The sequence below is a fragment of the Pseudomonas sp. ESBL9 genome (genome assembly GCF_036668715.1).
GTDB classification, from domain to species: Bacteria; Pseudomonadota; Gammaproteobacteria; order Pseudomonadales; family Pseudomonadaceae; genus Aquipseudomonas; species Aquipseudomonas lundensis.
Map to the genome: position 1 here is coordinate 253,938 of NZ_JAZEVV010000006.1, position 16,810 is coordinate 270,747.

Below are 16,810 nucleotides of genomic sequence, written 5' to 3' on the forward strand. Positions count from 1 at the left end.
GGAATATAGGCGTCAGGACTTGGGCGCTAGACGGCGTAGGAAATGGCCTTAAGATTGGGGAAGTCATTGATTTCAATATATTTTCATATTGGGGTTGACGACTTCTAAAACCATCCCTAGAATGCGCGCCAATTGCAGCGTAAAGCACACAGCGAAACGCAGTAACCAGTGAAGTTGTAGCGTGTCCCCTTCGTCTAGTGGCCTAGGACACCGCCCTTTCACGGCGGTAACAGGGGTTCGAGTCCCCTAGGGGACGCCAATGCGGGAATAGCTCAGTTGGTAGAGCACGACCTTGCCAAGGTCGGGGTCGCGAGTTCGAGTCTCGTTTCCCGCTCCATTTTTAAGCAGCTTCGCTCTCGGGCGGGGTTGAGTGAAAGCCAAAACATTAGCTTCGGTCAATGTGATTGGCACTGAAACATGCAGCGTATGTTTCGGGCAACGTCCCCTTCGTCTAGTGGCCTAGGACACCGCCCTTTCACGGCGGTAACAGGGGTTCGAGTCCCCTAGGGGACGCCATTATTGCGGGAATAGCTCAGTTGGTAGAGCACGACCTTGCCAAGGTCGGGGTCGCGAGTTCGAGTCTCGTTTCCCGCTCCAAATTTTGTTTTCTGAAGTCAAGCAACATTCAGGAAGCATAAAAAGATCAGCTGAGGCTGATTTTTTTTGTGTCACCAGCAGCCTTGCCTTCGGGTGAGGTTGAGTGAAACGCCAGCGCAGCAATTGAGTTTGATGCGGCTGGCACTGAGACATACAACGTATGTTTTGGGTAACGTCCCCTTCGTCTAGTGGCCTAGGACACCGCCCTTTCACGGCGGTAACAGGGGTTCGAGTCCCCTAGGGGACGCCATTTTGCGGGAATAGCTCAGTTGGTAGAGCACGACCTTGCCAAGGTCGGGGTCGCGAGTTCGAGTCTCGTTTCCCGCTCCAAATTTTGTTTTTTGGAGCAACGCAGTTTCAAAAAACACATAAAAGCAGCCTACGGGCTGCTTTTTTTGTGCCTGCGATTTTTAGGCCGTGCTCAATCCGTGCGGCTTTGCACAATCACTCCCGCGCCTCAACAACAGCCAAATACGTGTTCTTACCATTAAGCGTCACCGCCCGCTGGACGGTATGACTGCTAAGGTTGGACATATCCCCTTGTTCAGTCAGTACTGACCTGAACCTTGCGTCACCTTCGTTGTTCAAAACCCTTAATGCTTCGATCACGCCGACACAACACAACAAGAGAATCCGTATGAACAATCTTAAAAAGTGGCTCAGTGGCTCGCTTCTGGCCTTTGGGATCGTTACGCAACCGGTGTGGGCACAAAGCCAGGTAACACCGGTTCATTTCGCAGATCTCACGTGGGAAAGCGGCAGTTTTATCACTGAGGTGCTGCGCCAGCTCACCGAAAAGGGCTACGGCGTCAGCACCGACACATTGCCAGGCAGCACTGTCAGCCTTGAAGCGGCGTTGGCTAAAAACGATATTCAGGTGATCGGCGAAGAGTGGGCCGGGCGCAGTCCGGTGTGGGTCAAGGCTGAAGCAGAAGGCAAGGTCTTCGGCCTGGGCGATATCGTGAAAAACGCCAGCGAAGGGTGGTGGGTACCGGAGTACGTTATTAAAGGCGATCCGAAAAAAGGGATCGAGCCCTTGGCGCCCGAGCTGAAGTCCGTCAGCGATCTGGCCCGTTACAAGGATGTATTCCGCGATCAGGAAGACCCGAGCCGCGGGCGCTTTCTGAACAGTCCCAGCGGCTGGACGTCTGAAACCGTTAACAGTCAAAAGCTCAAAGCCTACGGGCTGGATAAAGATTTTGTGAATTTCCGGACAGGTTCCGGGGCTGCGCTGGATGCCGAGATCAGTTCTTCGATCAAACGCGGCAAGCCGGTGCTGTTCTATTACTGGTCCCCGACACCTCTGATCGGGCGCTACCCGTTGATCAAGCTGGAAGAGCCTCCATTTGATGCCCAGGCCTGGAAAACCCTGACCGACGCGAACGATCCGAACCCCAAGGGCACGCGTTCGTTGCCTGCGAAATTGGCGATTGGCGTTTCTGCCCCCTTCAAATCCGAGTACCCGCAGTTGGTGCAGTTTTATGAGAAGGTCGACTTCCCGATCGACCTGCTGAATCAGACGCTGGCGCAAATGAGTGAAAAACGAACCGAACCGCGTAAGGCCGCGCAAGCCTTCCTGCGTGAACAGCCGCAGATTTGGGAGAAATGGGTAACCCCTGAGGCCGCCCAAAAAGTTAAATCGGCGTTATAAGCCGCTTATTTCTCAGAACAAGAGCCGTGCATGTTTCCTGAAAATCTGACGTTCTCCATCGCCGGTTGGGTCAACGATGGGGTCGATGCGCTGGTAAGCAATTATGGGGATGTGTTGCGCAACATCTCGGACACGTTGCTGTGGGCCATTATCCACCTTGAAAACCTGCTGCGTCTGACGCCGTGGTGGCTGATGCTGGCCATCGTCGGCGCCATTGCCTGGCATGCCACCCGCAAGATCATCAGTACGCTGTTAATCGTTGGCTTGCTGTTCCTGGTCGGTGCGGTCGGGCTTTGGGACAAGCTGATGCAGACCCTGGCGCTGATGATGGTGGCCACCGTGATTTCGGTGCTCGTCGGCATTCCCTTGGGCATTCTGGCGGCGCGCAGCAATCGTCTGCGGGCGGTGATGATGCCGTTGCTCGACATCATGCAAACCATGCCCAGTTTCGTTTACCTGATCCCGGTGCTGATGCTGTTCGGTCTGGGCAAAGTTCCGGCCATTTTCGCCACGGTCATTTATGCCGTACCCCCGTTGATCCGCCTCACCGATCTGGGCCTGCGCCAGGTGGATCGCGAAGTGATGGAGGCCATCAACGCATTTGGTGCCACCCCGTGGCAGCAACTGTTCGGCGTGCAATTGCCACTGGCCTTACCGAGCATCATGGCCGGGATCAATCAGACCACCATGATGGCGTTGTCGATGGTGGTGATCGCTTCCATGATCGGGGCCAGGGGATTGGGCGAGGATGTGCTGGTGGGCATTCAAACCCTCAACGTCGGCAAAGGACTGGAAGCAGGATTGGCCATTGTGATTCTCGCCGTGGTGATTGATCGCATTACTCAGGCTTATGGTCGGCCGCGGCACGGAGAGCGTAAATGAGCGCAGTGACCGAGAGCAAAATCGAAGTCCGTCATGTGTTCAAGGTCTTTGGCAACCGCGAAAAAGAGGTGCTGGCGCTGATTCGGGCGGGCAAAAGCAAGGATCAAGTCCTGGCCGAAACCGGCTGCGTCGTGGGTATCAATGATTTGTCGTTGTCGATCCAGGCGGGGGAGGTCTTCGTCATCATGGGCCTGTCCGGGTCGGGCAAGTCGACGCTGGTTCGCCACCTGAACCGTTTGGTCGACCCTACAAGCGGTCAGATCCTGGTCGATGGTGAAGATATTCTTCAGTACGACATGTCAGCTTTGCGGCACCTGCGCCGCCATAAAATCAGCATGGTGTTTCAGAATTTTGGTCTGTTGCCCCATCGCACTGTGTTGGAAAACGTGGCCTACGGGCTCAAGGTGCGTGGCGAAAACAAAGCGCAGTGCAATGAGCGCGCCCGGCACTGGATTGGCGTGGTGGGCTTGCAGGGTTATGAACAGGCGATGATTCATCAATTGTCGGGGGGCATGCGTCAGCGCGTGGGGCTGGCAAGGGCCTTGGCCACCGATACCGACATCATCCTGATGGACGAAGCCTTCAGCGCGCTCGATCCGTTGATCCGCGCCGAAATGCAGGACCAGTTGCTCGAGCTTCAGCGCACGCTGCAAAAAACCATTGTCTTCATTACCCACGATCTGGATGAGGCGCTGCGTATTGGCAACCGCATTGCGATTCTCAAGGACGGGCAATTGATACAGGTTGGGACGCCGCAGCAAATACTCAACGCGCCAGCGGATGAGTACGTCGATCGTTTTGTGCAACGTCGGCGCACAGAGGTGTAAACAACAAGTAACCCGCTACCGCAGTAGGCAGGTGTGCATTGCGTTTAATGAAAAGACAGTCCGGCCCCGGGCACAGCGCCGGGCGGACTGGCCTTTTCACGCTACCGCAATGGATGCTCTATGAAAACCCTCTCCACGACCCCCGGGTTATTGTCCCGTTTCAAGGTTCTGGGCAGCTTCAATGCCCAACATTTTCCGCCGCGTCCCACGCTGTTCAGTGTGCTGGCCCGCCAACTCAATGAGGCGCTGGCCGAGAAGTACCCAAGCCTTGTCCTTGATGTGGCCGATTTGCATATCGCTGAGCCTTGGCCAGTAGCGGCCGCCTTAATCACCCCCGAAAACGGCATGCCCCGGCACTATCGGCTGATCTCCCCGGTGGACATGCTGATCCAGAGTTACCTTGATGCGCGGCCAGTGACCCTGATCCAGGGGTTCCATCGTTTGACCGGCGACACCCGCGAGCGCGATCCCCACCCATTGCCTGTGCACATGGATGACGTGCAAACGGCCATCAATGAATGCGCTGCGTTGCTGATCGACATTTGGCAACACGCGCTGACGCTGTTTTGGAGTGTTGGCAACGGTGAGGGCAGATCGCCATTTCAATGGCTGAGCCATGTGCAGCAATGGGGGCTGCAATCGACGTTGGCCGACAACCTTTACGTACCTGCCCTGAGCAATGATCAGGCGGCTTCAATGGCGGTGGTGGCCAATTTTCCCGACAAGGACACACGCGTAAAGGGGACACAAGAGACGCCTTTACACGCCTGTCTGGTCAATATTCAGGCCTTGCAGGCGCAAGGTGTTGAGCGCTTCCAATTACCCGGTGTGATGCTTGTTACGCGGCAGATGAAGCAGCGCCTGCTGGTGCTCAGTTACTCGCTGGAATCAGGCATTGAAGTATTTGAGTCGCTGAATGATTACGCCACACGAATGGCCAGCCGCCTTCAGGACACCCTCGAACAACCCGTATTTGCATGGGCGTTGCACGAACCGTCAGGTGACTTTTTCACCGCACTTTCCTGCACCCTGCTGGATCAGCAGCTGCGCGTTGTGCAGGCGCTTGGCCAAACAGCCCGGCGCGAACACTGGAGTGCATTGCGTCTGGAACAAAAACTGGATGCTGCCGTGGGCATGTTCCCTTTGTTCAATGAGCAAGACCGTCCGTGGCTGGACCATGTCATGACGAAATTGCCAGCATGGCTCAAGCAAGCATCAGCGCAGCACCTGTTGGCCTACAGCAAGCTGATGATTGCCCAGGCCTTGTTTCAGCAGCAAGCGCAGGGGAAAACATTCCTGGACGGGATCGATGCCTTGCCGACATTTGCTGAGCAGCAAATCAGGCAACGGCTGGACAGGGATCACCCCGGCGCAGACATCGACATCGCCAGGGTCGAGATTCATAACCTGGGTGTCGAAGTGCTGACCTTGCCGATTTTTACCGACGACACGCTGCCCCTGACCGAGTTTGTCCTGAGCTATCGCGGCGGCTGGCCCGTCGGGCTTATTGGGGTTCAGGGGCGCGACGCCACCGTTTTGCCAGACTGGTTCACCGCAGATTATGCGCGACAGTTAGTGGACGAGCTGGATGTCGGCTCGCAGTACATTGCGCTGATCAAACGGTTGCTGATTGATGAACCAGATGAAGTCGCACGTCGTAAAACGTTGTTCAAATCCCAGCTGAGCGTGCAACTGCCGCTATTCGCCCTGGAAAAACTGATCAAGGGTGAAGCCGGGTTTACGCAACAGGGCTGGAACATCGTGAACGGCCTGATGCGCCCCGACGCACACGACACGCTGGAGAAAAGTGACCTCTGTGTGCGGCCGTTGGGGTTCATCGCCTATGAGGGGGCGTCAACGGATTATGTCGCCAACATGTTTGTACTGGGCCCGCGTCAGGTCGACACAGGCCCGTTTGTCCTCTATCAACCCTTCGCGCCCGAACCGTTGCAGGAGTGTGCAACATGGGCGGCGCTATTTGCGGCGATCAGCGACTCTGAAGACCTGAATTACAGCGTGCTGCAATGGCTCAACGATGATGCGCGCGACGTGTACGCTGACGCCGGGTTTGCCAGACCGCATCTGGAAGGGGTGTTGCTGGAAGGCTTCCTGGCGCTGTTACCACGCAGTCCAGCGATGTTGAGCACACAGGCTGTAGTGGGTAATTACTTTGACGCGCTGTTTGAGGCCAATGCCCAGGCATTGCTTTTATTGGCAGACAAACAGACCGTTACCGTTGCAGAGCGGCGTTGGCTGTTGGTTAAAAAAGCCGGTTGGGCCTTGTTTAATGGCCTCACGTTTTTCGTCAATGGGCCATTGCAGAAGGCTGCCTGGTTGCTCCAGACCTTGCTGAGCATTGATAGCACGCTGCATGCGCGTTTGAGGGGGGACAAAGAGGCCGCGTTGGAGTCAGTGATCGACCTGTTGCTCAACATCAGCCTGGCGTTATTGCAGGAAGGTCTGAATTTCAGGACGCTCGCCAATGACCGTCGGCGTTTGAAGGTGCCAGTCGATGAGCCGTTGTTCTCCCGCTATGAAGAACCCAATGCGCCCAGTGTAAAACCGGACAAGTTGCCGCTGATAACCCCTGAAAAACGGCCGGATCTGACCCCTTCGGCTGTTCAGGACTATTCGGCACTGGCGGTGTCCTGGTTCAGTCCATCGCAGCGCTTGACCGGCGCGCAACGTCTGGAACTCGAAACCTATGAAGTGCCAGTTGATCTGACCGATGCCACGCCGATTGAAGTAGGCGAATTGGCCGGCATCCTGACGTACCAAGGCGTGTCCTACGTGCGCATCGCTAACAAAACGTATTGCGTGGCGCGTGATGCTGAAGGCTTGCACATTCAAGATGTACAGCACGCCAACCGTCGGGGGCCTCGCTTGAGGAAAGAGCCTTCCGGTCGTTGGCAACTGGATTTGCGGCTAGGTTTGAAAGGTGGCGGGCCTAAAGCGCGGATCAAGAAACTGCGTGATGAGAAACAAAAGAAAGTTAACGAACTGCTACAGCAGGCTGAAGTCCTCAAAGGCCAAATTAATGACAGTGAGCGCGTCCTGCACGTCACACAGGGGCTCATGGACACTGCGGTGGACCGTCGGGCAGCGTTTCTTGAGCGTTTCAGCGTTGAGTTTGAAAGCTGGCGGCTAAAGATGCACGACCTGATCAATCTCTTGGACAAAGCCGAAGCGATCTCGCCGTTGGAGTCGCGTGCAAAGCTACTCCATGAATGCTGGGTAAAGCTGACCCTGCAGCACTTCAAATTGCAGAACTACTATGAGCTGGAGCGCCAGGCCCTCCCGGTCTTCAACTCTCAAGAGGACTTTCTGGAAAAGTTGCTTGATGTGGCCAAACAGCTGACAGCCGGCTCTGTTAGTACGTATGAAACGTGGATTGAGAACCTGGAAAAAGCCCGCGATATCGAAGCCAAACTGTTTTACAACTCGGCGCTGGAAGTTGAAGCCCTCAGACACGTACATGGACGGCCTTTGCCCAAAGACAGTGCGCTGCGCGAGCTTAAGCATATGGAGGATCAGGAATATTTTGATCGTCATTGGTCGGCTGTGTATCTGGAAACCTTGTGTGAGCTGGTGATCCGCCGGGGCGGTGTCAACTTGTCCCCGGAAGAACAGCATGCGTTCAACTTCTTTGGCAGTGCGGCACTGATTGATACGGCGTGGTCGCAACTGAGTTTGCGGATGGATAATCAACTGTACAGCGAAGATCACATTGCGCTGCTGGACCGCGCTATCGAGCAGTACTATGCAGCAGAAAGTGTGTGCGGGAACTTGATCAATCTGGAGTCCGAGCATTTTCGGAATGAGTACCTGGCGCCGATCATGCAGGTAGTCCGGCACTTGAGAGTGTTTGCAGAATCCCAGCTGGAAAAAGTCATTCGCGACTCCGAGAGCTCATCTTCAGAATACGAAGAGCCGCGACCGGGGCCTAGCCGATTGGCGTATGCGGCACTCAGTAAAAAGCCGGCGACATCCGGAGCGCCACAACGGGTGATTAAGACCACCACCCATCAGGTATTGGTCGGCGCCCCGCGCGAATCATCCGCGGGTCAATCTGGCGGCGTGGTGGATGTGACCGAAGGCTTTGGCAGGCTGTCCGTTCACACCTATAAGCAGGTCGAGAGTGGTGTCTGGGAGGAAATCACTCAACTGCGGCCGGCTGTGCAACTGGCCACTCAGGCCAGAAACCTCTCGCGGCTCGAAGCCGACGGTCGACGCTTGCTGGCCAAGGTCGACAGTGCGATTGAAGCCAGCCGTTCCAGCGCCATGACTTCAAAAATCCCCGTCGAAATCGAAGAAATTCTGGAATTCAAAGGCAAGAGCCTTGATGAGGTGGCGGTGCAGATCGACCGGATTGTGACGGGCGTCAGCACTGAACCGGAAACCCTGAGCGAAACGCGCAAACAGGCAGCCCGGGCACTGAGCGAACAATTGAAGGCAGAGGCCATCAAGTTGCGCGCGTTGGGTAAAAGTTTGCGAATCAGCATGATCAAGCGCCTCCCGCCGACGGGCCCCAATGTGGAGTATTTGAATACGCAGGGAGAAATCAGGATTCGGCGCCTGGGTGAGCGCAAGTTCTTGTCCCGCGGCCAGCGCAAGGATTACCTGCAGGAATACGCCATCGACGACAAACAGGGGGCAGCGCTGTGGTACGCGCACTTTCATTACAAAGCGCTCGATACCCCGACGGCTGCGTTCGATGTGGCGCATCTCAAAACGGCAGCCCAGCGGCGGTTGAGTGAACAGGCGCTGTATTCAAAGGCCGGGACCTCGCAAGAAGTGATTGAGGTGTACCGCGCCAAACTGGATACGGCATTGGCCCAGCGGCTGTTCCTGTTGATCCCTTAATGGCGGGCTCTTATTGCACGTCGTAGCGAACGGTGAGCACGCCTTTCTTTTCTTTGATCGACAGGATGGGCACTGTCTTCAATTGCTTCAACGAGCTGACATGGGTGCCAGCGCATGGGTGGGTGGGCAGTTCACCGAAGCCGATGAAACGCTGGTCGCCTTCCATGCGCGTCATCCGCGGCAAGTCTGCGTCGATCCATCGCTGCAGTTGCTCCTCGACCTGTTGCGCCTGCAGCGGCTGAGGGGCGTTGCCCGGGACGAAGCTGACCCGGCATTCACCGGGCCAATGATGCGCTTTGCTGGGGATCCAGCCTGCGCGTTCGCCACAGACGCCGATCAAATGACCGGCCGAATGCAGGCGGGTATTCAAAAGGCGCCGCGTCGCATCGACTCGGGCCTGGTTTTTACCTGTTTGCACTGCGGCGTTGACCACATGCACCAAGTGCTCGACATCATGGAAGACCTTGATCACTTCGCTGTCCCCAATCCAGCCCGTGTCGCTGGGCTGCCCGCCACCCTGGGGGTGAAAAGGGGTGCGACTCAACACCACCGCAAATCCATCGTCACACGGCGCACAACTGAGCACATCGACCTGAGCGGTGAGTCCATCTTCGGTAAAAAACAGGCGTGGGGTCATGGGGAGGTTCCTGAGAAACAAGTTTTTAAAGTATAAGGACGTCACCCTGGCGTGATAATCCCTTCAAATTTCAATGGACCTGTGCGCTGTGAGCATAAATCTACCGTTGTCCTTATTGGCCGAAATGGCGATTTTCGTGAAGGTGGTCGAGGCCGGGAATTTTTCTGAAGCGGCGCGGCAACTGGGCACCTCGCCCTCTGCGGTGAGCCGCAGCATTGCCCGGCTGGAAAAGGCATTGGCCATCCGTTTGTTGCAGCGCACCACCCGCAAACTGCGTCTGAGCGATGGCGGGGAGGAGGTGTATAAGCGCTGCCGGGATGTAGTGGGCGCGGCGCAATCGGTCATGGAAGTCAGTGGACGGTTTACCCAAGAGGCTGAAGGTCTGGTGCGCGTGAGCGTCCCCAAGGCCATCGGCCGCTACGTCATCCACCCGCATATGCCCGAGTTCTTGCGCCGCTTCCCGCACGTGGATGTGCAGTTGGTGCTTGAAGACCGCTATGTGGATTTGATTGATGGCAACGTCGACTTGAGCATTCGCGTCACTGACCAGCCCGCGCCGGGCTTGGCGGGGCGGCAATTGTGTGTGATCGAGCAACTGCTGTGCGCAACCCCTCAGTACCTGGCCTCGAACGGCGTCCCGCAACAGCCCGAAGATCTGCGCCATCACAGCTGTATTTGCCTGGGCGAGACTCCGGCCGATGCACGGTGGAAGTTCAAGCAGGGCAGCGTATCCGCTGTGGTGGGGGTGAAGGGGCGGTATGCCGCCAATCACACGGGCGTTCGGCTGGATGCGGTGTTGCAGCACATCGGAATTGGCAGCCTACCGTACTTCACGGCGCGTCAGGCACTGGAGCAAGGGCGCATCGTTCAGGTGTTGCCCGAGTGGGACTTTATTGCGTCTTACCACGGTGGCGTGTGGCTGCTGTACGAGCCGACCCGTTATCTGCCGCCGAAATTGCGGGTGTTTATCGACTTTCTGGTTGAACGGCTGGCGCAAGAAGCGAGTCGGCCGCAGTCAGCCTCTAGTCCGGACGCGAGCACTGCCTAAGCGCCACACCCGCCGTGACAGTGGGCCTTAAAACGGCCGGGCGAAAAAAAAGCCCGTCCGGGTAACCGGGCGGGCCTGATGTGGTGCTGGGCGCCGATCAGTGTTGCGGGCTGTCTTCGCCTGTCGGCAACGCCATGAACTGCTTTTCCTGATTCCAGTCGAACGGTTCGCCGTTTTCTTCGGCTTCATGACGGCGCTCTTCAAGCGCCTCATACATGTCCAGTTCTTCATCGGACAGGAAGTTGAAGCATGCACCGCCGAAGTACCACAGCAGATCGCGGGGCACCAGGTGAGCGATTTGCGGGTAGCGTTCGATCACCTGGCACATGATGTCCTGGCCCAGGTACTGACTCTCGATCGGATCGACCGGCAATGCGCTGCGCATTTCGTCGAACCGTTCCATAAACAATGCGTGGCTTTCTTCGGGGATCTGCTCGGCATCACCGACAGCAACCAGAATGCTGCGCAGAATGTCGAGCAACACGAGGTTGTGGTTGAGATCGTTGGTGGCCATTGCGGTGTCCTCTAAAGCAAAACGGGCGCGGGAGTATAAAGCTCCGCGCGCCTGCTGTCGTGCTATCGAACTTTTCCTTCGCTGTGGGTGAGTGCTTCCTTCGAGAAATCGTCGACGTCGATCACCTTGCGACGTGCCGCCTCGGCCTCGCGCAGGGTCTGCCCCTCGGCCGGTTGCAGCACGCCAGCAGTGAGCGCCGCATCAATCGCATGTTCCCCTGCGGCCGGTTTAACCTGACCGCTTTTGAGCCCCTGATGCAGTTTTTTGAACAGCGGTTGGGCGGCGCTAAGCAGTTGACTGGCATGTTGCAGGGCGCCGACCGGATCCTCAGCCGATTGCGGGCGATAGCACCCGGCAAGTACGGCCTCCAGTGTCGGATCGCCTTTGGCGCGTCCCAACACGGCGGCCACCTCGGCGTCCAGTGCATCGTCCGGCCCGGTGTGACGTCGGCCAAACGGGAAGACAACCCCGCGCAGCAACCAGCCCAAGGTGCGGCTCGGGAAGTTTTTCAGCAATTGATCCAGTGCCCGCTCGGCCTGTCCCAAGCTTTCTTCCATGGCCCAGGTAAACAGCGGGTTCAGATGCTCGGGTGAATCCAGATCGTGATAGCGCTTGAGGGCTGCGCTGGCCAGGTACATATGGCTGAGCACATCGCCCAGACGCGCCGACAGGCGTTCGCGACGTTTAAGTTCGCCACCCAGCAGCATCATGCTCAGGTCTGCCAGCATCGCGAACGCTGCAGCCTGACGGTTCAAGGCGCGGAAATAGCCTTGGCTCAACGCGTTGCCCGGTGCGTGTTCGAAGCGACCCAGCCCCAGGTTCAAGACCAGCGTACTGGCGGCGTTGCTGACAGCAAAACCGATGTGTTTGAGCAACAGGTCATCAAACTCGTGCAGGGCCTGTTCGTGGTCCTCGCGCCCGGCCAGTGCCATTTCCTTGAGTACAAACGGGTGGCAGCGAATGGCACCCTGGCCGAAGATCATCAGGTTGCGCGACAGAATGTTCGCGCCTTCCACGGTGATGAAGATCGGCGCCCCTTGCCAGCTGCGACCCAAATAGTTGTTGGGCCCCATGATGATGCCTTTGCCGCCGTGCACGTCCATGGCGTGGCTGATGCATTCGCGGCCACGCTCGGTGAGGTGGTATTTGAGGATGGCCGACAACACGGACGGTTTTTCCCCCAGATCGACGGCGTTGGCCGTCAGCATGCGGGCGCTGTCCATCAACCAGGCATTGCCGCCGATACGGGCCAGCGCTTCCTGAATGCCTTCGAACGCTGCGAGGGGCACGTTGAACTGTTCGCGCACCTGAGCGTATTGCCCGGTGACCAGGCTGGTGAACTTGGCCGCGCCGGTGCCAACGGCCGGGAGTGAAATCGAACGGCCCACGGACAGGCAGTTCATCAGCATCATCCAGCCCTTGCCGAGCATCTCCTGCCCGCCAATCAGGTAGTCCAGCGGAATAAACACGTCTTTGCCCGAGTTGGGGCCATTCATGAAGGCTGCACCCAGTGGCAGATGGCGTCGGCCAATCTCGACCCCCGGAGTGTCGGTCGGAATCAGCGCGAGACTGATGCCCAGATCTTCTTCCTCACCCAACAAGTGGTCGGGGTCATGGGCCTTGAAGGCCAGGCCCAGCAGGGTGGCGACCGGGCCGAGCGTGATGTAGCGCTTTTCCCAATTCAGACGCAGACCGATGACTTCCTCGCCTTGCCACTGGCCTTTGCAAATGATGCCGGTGTCGGGCATGGCGCCCGCGTCAGAACCGGCAAGCGGGCCGGTGAGGGCGAAGCACGGGATGTCGTCGCCCCGGGCCAAGCGGGGCAGGTAGTGGTTGCGCTGTTCATCCGTGCCGTAGTGCAGCAGCAATTCAGCCGGGCCGAGGGAGTTGGGCACCATCACCGTGGACGCCAGGTCGCCACTGCGGGTGGCGAGTTTCATGGCCACCTGTGAATGCGCATACGCCGAAAAGCCCTTGCCGCCAAACTCCTTGGGAATGATCAGTGCAAAGAAACCGTGTTGCTTGATGTGCGCCCAGGCTTCAGGGGGCAAGTCCATGCGCTGGCCGATGTCCCAGTCCGAGACCATGGCGCACAGTTCTTCGGTGGGGCCGTCAATAAAGGCCTGTTCTTCATCGGTCAGCTGGACTTTGGGGTAAGCCAGCAACTGATTCCAGTCGGGACGACCGCTGAACAATTCGCCATCCCACCACACGGTGCCAGCGTCGATGGCGTCGCGCTCGGTTTGCGACATGGGTGGCAGGGTTTTTTGAAACCAGTTGAACAGCGGGGCGGTGAACACCTTGCGCCGCAGATCAGGCAGCAACAACAGCGCGGCCGGTATCGCCAGCAGAATCCAGAAGATCCCCAGCAGCCAGCCCGGTGCATGGCTGAAAATGGCCATGGCCACGAGATAGACAGCCACCACGCCCATGGCGGGCAGCGGTGCAACGCGGCGATGCGCCAGCCAGGCGACGCCAACGATTAAAACCACAATCCACAACAACAGCATATTCAATCCTCCGTGAAACCAGTGGCGGGAACCTTCTAGAGCTTAGTCGCAAGTCTTGTTCGGGGTGCTATGGATAGTGACCTCACCCGGGAGGCGGAGTTCGTCCTGTGGGGTTAGACTCCTGCGGCGTCTATCAATCAGGAGTTGAGTCATGCTGAAAGTGTGGGGTCGCAAGAATTCATCCAATGTCAGAAAAGTCCTGTGGTGTGCCGAAGAGTTGGCCTTGCCTTACGAGCGAGAAGAGGCCGGTGGTGCGTTTGGTGTGGTCGATACCCCACAGTACCGGGCGTTAAACCCCAACGGTCGGGTGCCGATGATTGAAGACGGCGATTTCGTGCTGTGGGAATCCAACGCCATCGTGCGGTATCTGGCTGCCCGTTATGGCTCAGACACCTCCTGGTATCAGCGCGATGTGTGCGTGCGCGCACAGGCAGACAAGTGGATGGACTGGACTACGTCGACATTTGCAGGGCCTTTCCGCGATCTGTTCTGGGGCATGTTGCGTACGCCAGCCGAGCAGCAAGACTGGGTGTTGATCAACGGTGCGAGTAAAACGTGCGCAGAGTTGCTGTCGATTGTGGATCAGGCCTTGTCGGAAAAACCTTATTTGTCGGGTGATGAAATTGGCATGGGCGACATTCCGCTGGGGTCATTCATTTATGCCTGGTTTGAAATGCCCCTTGAGCGCCCTTCAATGCCGAACCTGGAAGCGTGGTATGAGCGCCTGAAACTGCGCCCGTGCTACCGCGGTGCGGTCATGACCGCGTTGACTTAATACTCACTATTAATACGGGCGACTGTACTTGTGCGTCGAGGCCAAGCACCATGCTGCCTGCGTGACGGACTTGTATGACAGACGGCTCGCCCTTACTTACACCTCCTATTCCCCCATCTTGGTGCGTAATCAGATATGAGTTCCGCTCTGTCCATACGGCAGCTAACCAAAACCTACGGCAACGGTTTCCAGGCCCTGAGTGGTATCGATCTGGATGTTTCTGAAGGTGATTTTTTCGCATTGCTTGGCCCCAACGGCGCCGGCAAATCCACAACCATTGGCATTCTCTCGACGCTGGTGAACAAAACCAGCGGCACGGTGAATGTGTTCGGCCATGACCTGGACCGCGAACCCGCCGCCTTGAAGCGTTGCATCGGTGTGGTGCCCCAGGAGTTCAACTTCAACCAGTTTGAAAAAACCTTCGATATCGTCGTGACCCAGGCGGGTTATTACGGCATTGCGCCCAAAGTCGCCAAGGAACGCGCTGAGAAATACCTGACCCAGCTCGGGTTGTGGGACAAGCGCGACACGCCCTCGCGCTCATTGTCAGGGGGCATGAAACGCCGCCTGATGATTGCTCGCGCCCTGGTGCACGAGCCGCGCCTGTTGATTCTCGACGAGCCGACGGCGGGGGTGGACATTGAGCTGCGTCGCTCCATGTGGACGTTCCTTACCGAGCTGAACGAGCAGGGCACCACCATCATCCTCACCACCCACTACCTGGAAGAGGCTGAGCAACTGTGCCGCAACATCGGCATCATCGATCACGGCACCATCGTTGAAAACACCAGCATGCGCCAGTTGTTGGGCCAGCTGCATGTCGAAACCTTCCTGCTGGACCTGAAAACCCCATTGCAGGCAGCGCCGCAGCTGATCGGTTACCCGAGCCAATTACTCGACAGCGTGACGCTGGAAGTTCAGGTGGACAAACAGGTCGGCATTACCGGTTTGTTCACCCAACTGGCTGCCCAGCAGATTGAAGTGGTGAGTTTGCGCAATAAAACCAATCGCCTTGAGGAGTTGTTTGTGTCGTTGGTCGAGAAAAATCTGGCGAAGGTGGCGATATGAGCTCGGAGCTGCGCCCCAATCTGATTGCGTTGAACACCATTGTTTACCGCGAAGTGCGCCGTTTCATGCGCATCTGGCCGCAAACCCTGCTGCCGCCAGCGATCACCATGGTTCTGTACTTTGTGATCTTCGGTAACCTGATTGGCCGACAAATCGGCGATATGGGTGGTTTCACCTATATGGAGTACATCGTGCCCGGCCTGATCATGATGTCTGTGATCACCAACTCCTACGGCAACGTGGTATCGAGCTTTTTTGGCAGCAAGTTCCAGCGCTCCATCGAGGAGCTGATGGTGTCGCCGGTATCGCCGCACACCATTTTGATCGGCTACACCGTGGGCGGGATTCTGCGAGGCTTGATGGTGGGGGTGATCGTGACGTTGCTGTCGCTCTTTTTCACCCACTTGCAGGTGCATCACCTGGGGTTGACGGTGGCCGTGGTATTACTGACAGCGACCATTTTTTCGCTGTTGGGCTTCGTTAACGCCGTGTTTGCACGCAATTTCGATGATATTTCGATCATTCCGACGTTTGTGCTCACGCCGTTGACTTATCTGGGCGGGGTGTTCTATTCGATCTCGTTGCTGCCGCCGTTCTGGCAGACGGTGTCGATGGCCAACCCGGTGTTGCACATGGTGAACGCCTTCCGCTACGGCATTCTGGGGGTGTCTGACATCAAAATCAGCGTGGCCTTGACCTTTATGGTGGTGGCGACCGTGGTGTTGTACTTCTTGTGCGCCCGCTTGCTGGTCAGCGGTCGCGGCATGCGTCAGTAATACGTTCCGCGCTTTGCAATAAGACCCCGAACGGGGTCTTTTTTATGGGCGATTGTTTTGCCGGCGCTTCCATTGGCGGCTCACCCACCAGCGCCAATACAGCTGTGTCAGGCAATAGGCCAGCGCACCCAACACCACGCCGCACACCACCGAACCGAGCAAGAAGGGTTGCCAGAGCGTAGACAGCTGCCCGCTGATCCACTCCCAGGTCAGGTCGTCCGGTAATTTACGTACCGGTACGTCCATTAGCCACGCGCCGAGTTTGTAGGTGCAATAAAACACCGGTGGCATGGTGATCGGGTTGGTCAGCCACACCAGTCCGACCGAAATGGGCATGTTGCTGCGCACGGTGATTGCGAGGAACGCGGCCAGCAGCATTTGAAACGGCATGGGGATGAACGCGGCGAATATGCCCACGGCCATGGCGCGGGATACGGAGTGCCGATTCAGGTGCCACAGGTTTGGGTCATGCAGCAGGGTGCCCATAAATCGTAAGGATTTGTGTTCCCTGATGCTTGCCGGATCTGGCATGTAACGTTTGAATAAACGCCGTGGCATGGGCCTCTCCCTAGGATGAATGGGCCAGTATGCCCAAATTCGGCCTTATGCCTATTCAGACTTTGTGACAATTATTAAAGCGTCGTTTGCCCTGATGAACTAAT

Annotated in this window: 12 protein-coding genes and 6 tRNA genes; 14 read left to right on the top strand and 4 right to left on the bottom strand. The window is 57.2% G+C overall.

What is annotated here, in order from left to right:
• Positions 1-183: 183 nt before the first annotated feature.
• The 10 genes from V6F78_RS18145 to V6F78_RS18190 all read left to right on the top strand — a co-directional run bounded on the left by V6F78_RS18145 (position 184) and on the right by V6F78_RS18190 (position 8,820).
• Positions 184-259: transfer RNA gene (locus V6F78_RS18145), tRNA-Glu, on the top strand.
• A 2-nt stretch (positions 260-261) separates the two neighbouring features.
• Positions 262-337 (top strand) — tRNA-Gly (locus V6F78_RS18150).
• 103 nt (positions 338-440) lie between these two features.
• Positions 441-516, top strand: a tRNA-Glu gene (locus tag V6F78_RS18155).
• Positions 517-521: 5 nt separating this feature from the next.
• Positions 522-597: transfer RNA gene (locus V6F78_RS18160), tRNA-Gly, on the top strand.
• A gap of 174 nt (positions 598-771) precedes the next feature.
• A tRNA-Glu gene (locus V6F78_RS18165) sits at positions 772-847 on the top strand.
• A 4-nt stretch (positions 848-851) separates the two neighbouring features.
• A tRNA-Gly gene (locus V6F78_RS18170) sits at positions 852-927 on the top strand.
• A 307-nt stretch (positions 928-1,234) separates the two neighbouring features.
• Positions 1,235-2,248 (top strand): ABC transporter substrate-binding protein, encoded by a 1,014-nt coding sequence (locus tag V6F78_RS18175; RefSeq protein WP_047294776.1) that lies wholly within the window; start codon positions 1,235-1,237, stop codon positions 2,246-2,248.
• Positions 2,249-2,278: 30 nt separating this feature from the next.
• Complete coding sequence (locus V6F78_RS18180; RefSeq protein ID WP_047276285.1) at positions 2,279-3,130, top strand: ABC transporter permease; 852 nt, start codon at positions 2,279-2,281, stop codon at positions 3,128-3,130.
• Positions 3,127-3,957, top strand: a complete 831-nt coding sequence (locus V6F78_RS18185) for a quaternary amine ABC transporter ATP-binding protein (RefSeq protein WP_052959414.1) — start codon at positions 3,127-3,129, stop codon at positions 3,955-3,957. Before V6F78_RS18180 ends, V6F78_RS18185 begins: the two co-directional genes overlap by 4 nt.
• A gap of 120 nt (positions 3,958-4,077) precedes the next feature.
• Positions 4,078-8,820, top strand: a complete 4,743-nt coding sequence (locus V6F78_RS18190) for a dermonecrotic toxin domain-containing protein (RefSeq protein WP_332727984.1) — start codon at positions 4,078-4,080, stop codon at positions 8,818-8,820.
• A 10-nt stretch (positions 8,821-8,830) separates the two neighbouring features.
• Here V6F78_RS18190 and V6F78_RS18195 read toward each other — a convergent pair whose 3' ends face one another.
• A complete protein-coding gene (locus tag V6F78_RS18195; protein WP_047294772.1) occupies positions 8,831-9,457 on the bottom strand; it encodes a serine-tRNA(Ala) deacylase AlaX in 627 nt (208 codons plus the stop codon).
• An 88-nt stretch (positions 9,458-9,545) separates the two neighbouring features.
• On the opposite strand from V6F78_RS18195, the gene V6F78_RS18200 reads away from it, so the two are divergent.
• On the top strand, positions 9,546-10,505 hold the full coding sequence (locus V6F78_RS18200; protein WP_047294880.1) for a LysR family transcriptional regulator: 960 nt from the start codon (positions 9,546-9,548) through the stop codon (positions 10,503-10,505).
• Between the two features lie 97 nt (positions 10,506-10,602).
• Here the strand turns inward: V6F78_RS18200 and V6F78_RS18205 are convergent, their stop codons facing one another.
• Entirely contained in the window at positions 10,603-11,019 is a 417-nt protein-coding gene (locus tag V6F78_RS18205) for a PA2817 family protein (RefSeq protein ID WP_047294770.1), read from the bottom strand.
• Positions 11,020-11,081: 62 nt separating this feature from the next.
• Positions 11,082-13,529, bottom strand: coding sequence for an acyl-CoA dehydrogenase (locus tag V6F78_RS18210; RefSeq protein ID WP_332727985.1), 2,448 nt, complete (start codon positions 13,527-13,529; stop codon positions 11,082-11,084).
• Between the two features lie 151 nt (positions 13,530-13,680).
• On the opposite strand from V6F78_RS18210, the gene V6F78_RS18215 reads away from it, so the two are divergent.
• The 3 genes from V6F78_RS18215 to V6F78_RS18225 all read left to right on the top strand — a co-directional run bounded on the left by V6F78_RS18215 (position 13,681) and on the right by V6F78_RS18225 (position 16,148).
• The gene (locus V6F78_RS18215) at positions 13,681-14,304 is read left to right on the top strand and encodes a glutathione S-transferase family protein (RefSeq protein ID WP_047294766.1); all 624 of its coding nucleotides are present in this window, start codon (positions 13,681-13,683) and stop codon (positions 14,302-14,304) included.
• Between the two features lie 135 nt (positions 14,305-14,439).
• Positions 14,440-15,372: an ABC transporter ATP-binding protein gene (locus V6F78_RS18220; protein WP_047276274.1), complete on the top strand. Its 933-nt coding sequence runs from the start codon at positions 14,440-14,442 to the stop codon at positions 15,370-15,372.
• Positions 15,369-16,148 carry an ABC transporter permease gene (locus V6F78_RS18225; protein ID WP_047294764.1) on the top strand — a complete coding sequence of 260 codons (780 nt, stop codon included), beginning with the start codon at positions 15,369-15,371 and terminating at the stop codon, positions 16,146-16,148. Before V6F78_RS18220 ends, V6F78_RS18225 begins: the two co-directional genes overlap by 4 nt.
• A 42-nt stretch (positions 16,149-16,190) precedes the next feature.
• Here the strand turns inward: V6F78_RS18225 and V6F78_RS18230 are convergent, their stop codons facing one another.
• On the bottom strand, positions 16,191-16,706 hold the full coding sequence (locus tag V6F78_RS18230; RefSeq protein WP_047280950.1) for a DUF2062 domain-containing protein: 516 nt from the start codon (positions 16,704-16,706) through the stop codon (positions 16,191-16,193).
• Between the last annotated feature and the right edge of the window lie 104 nt (positions 16,707-16,810).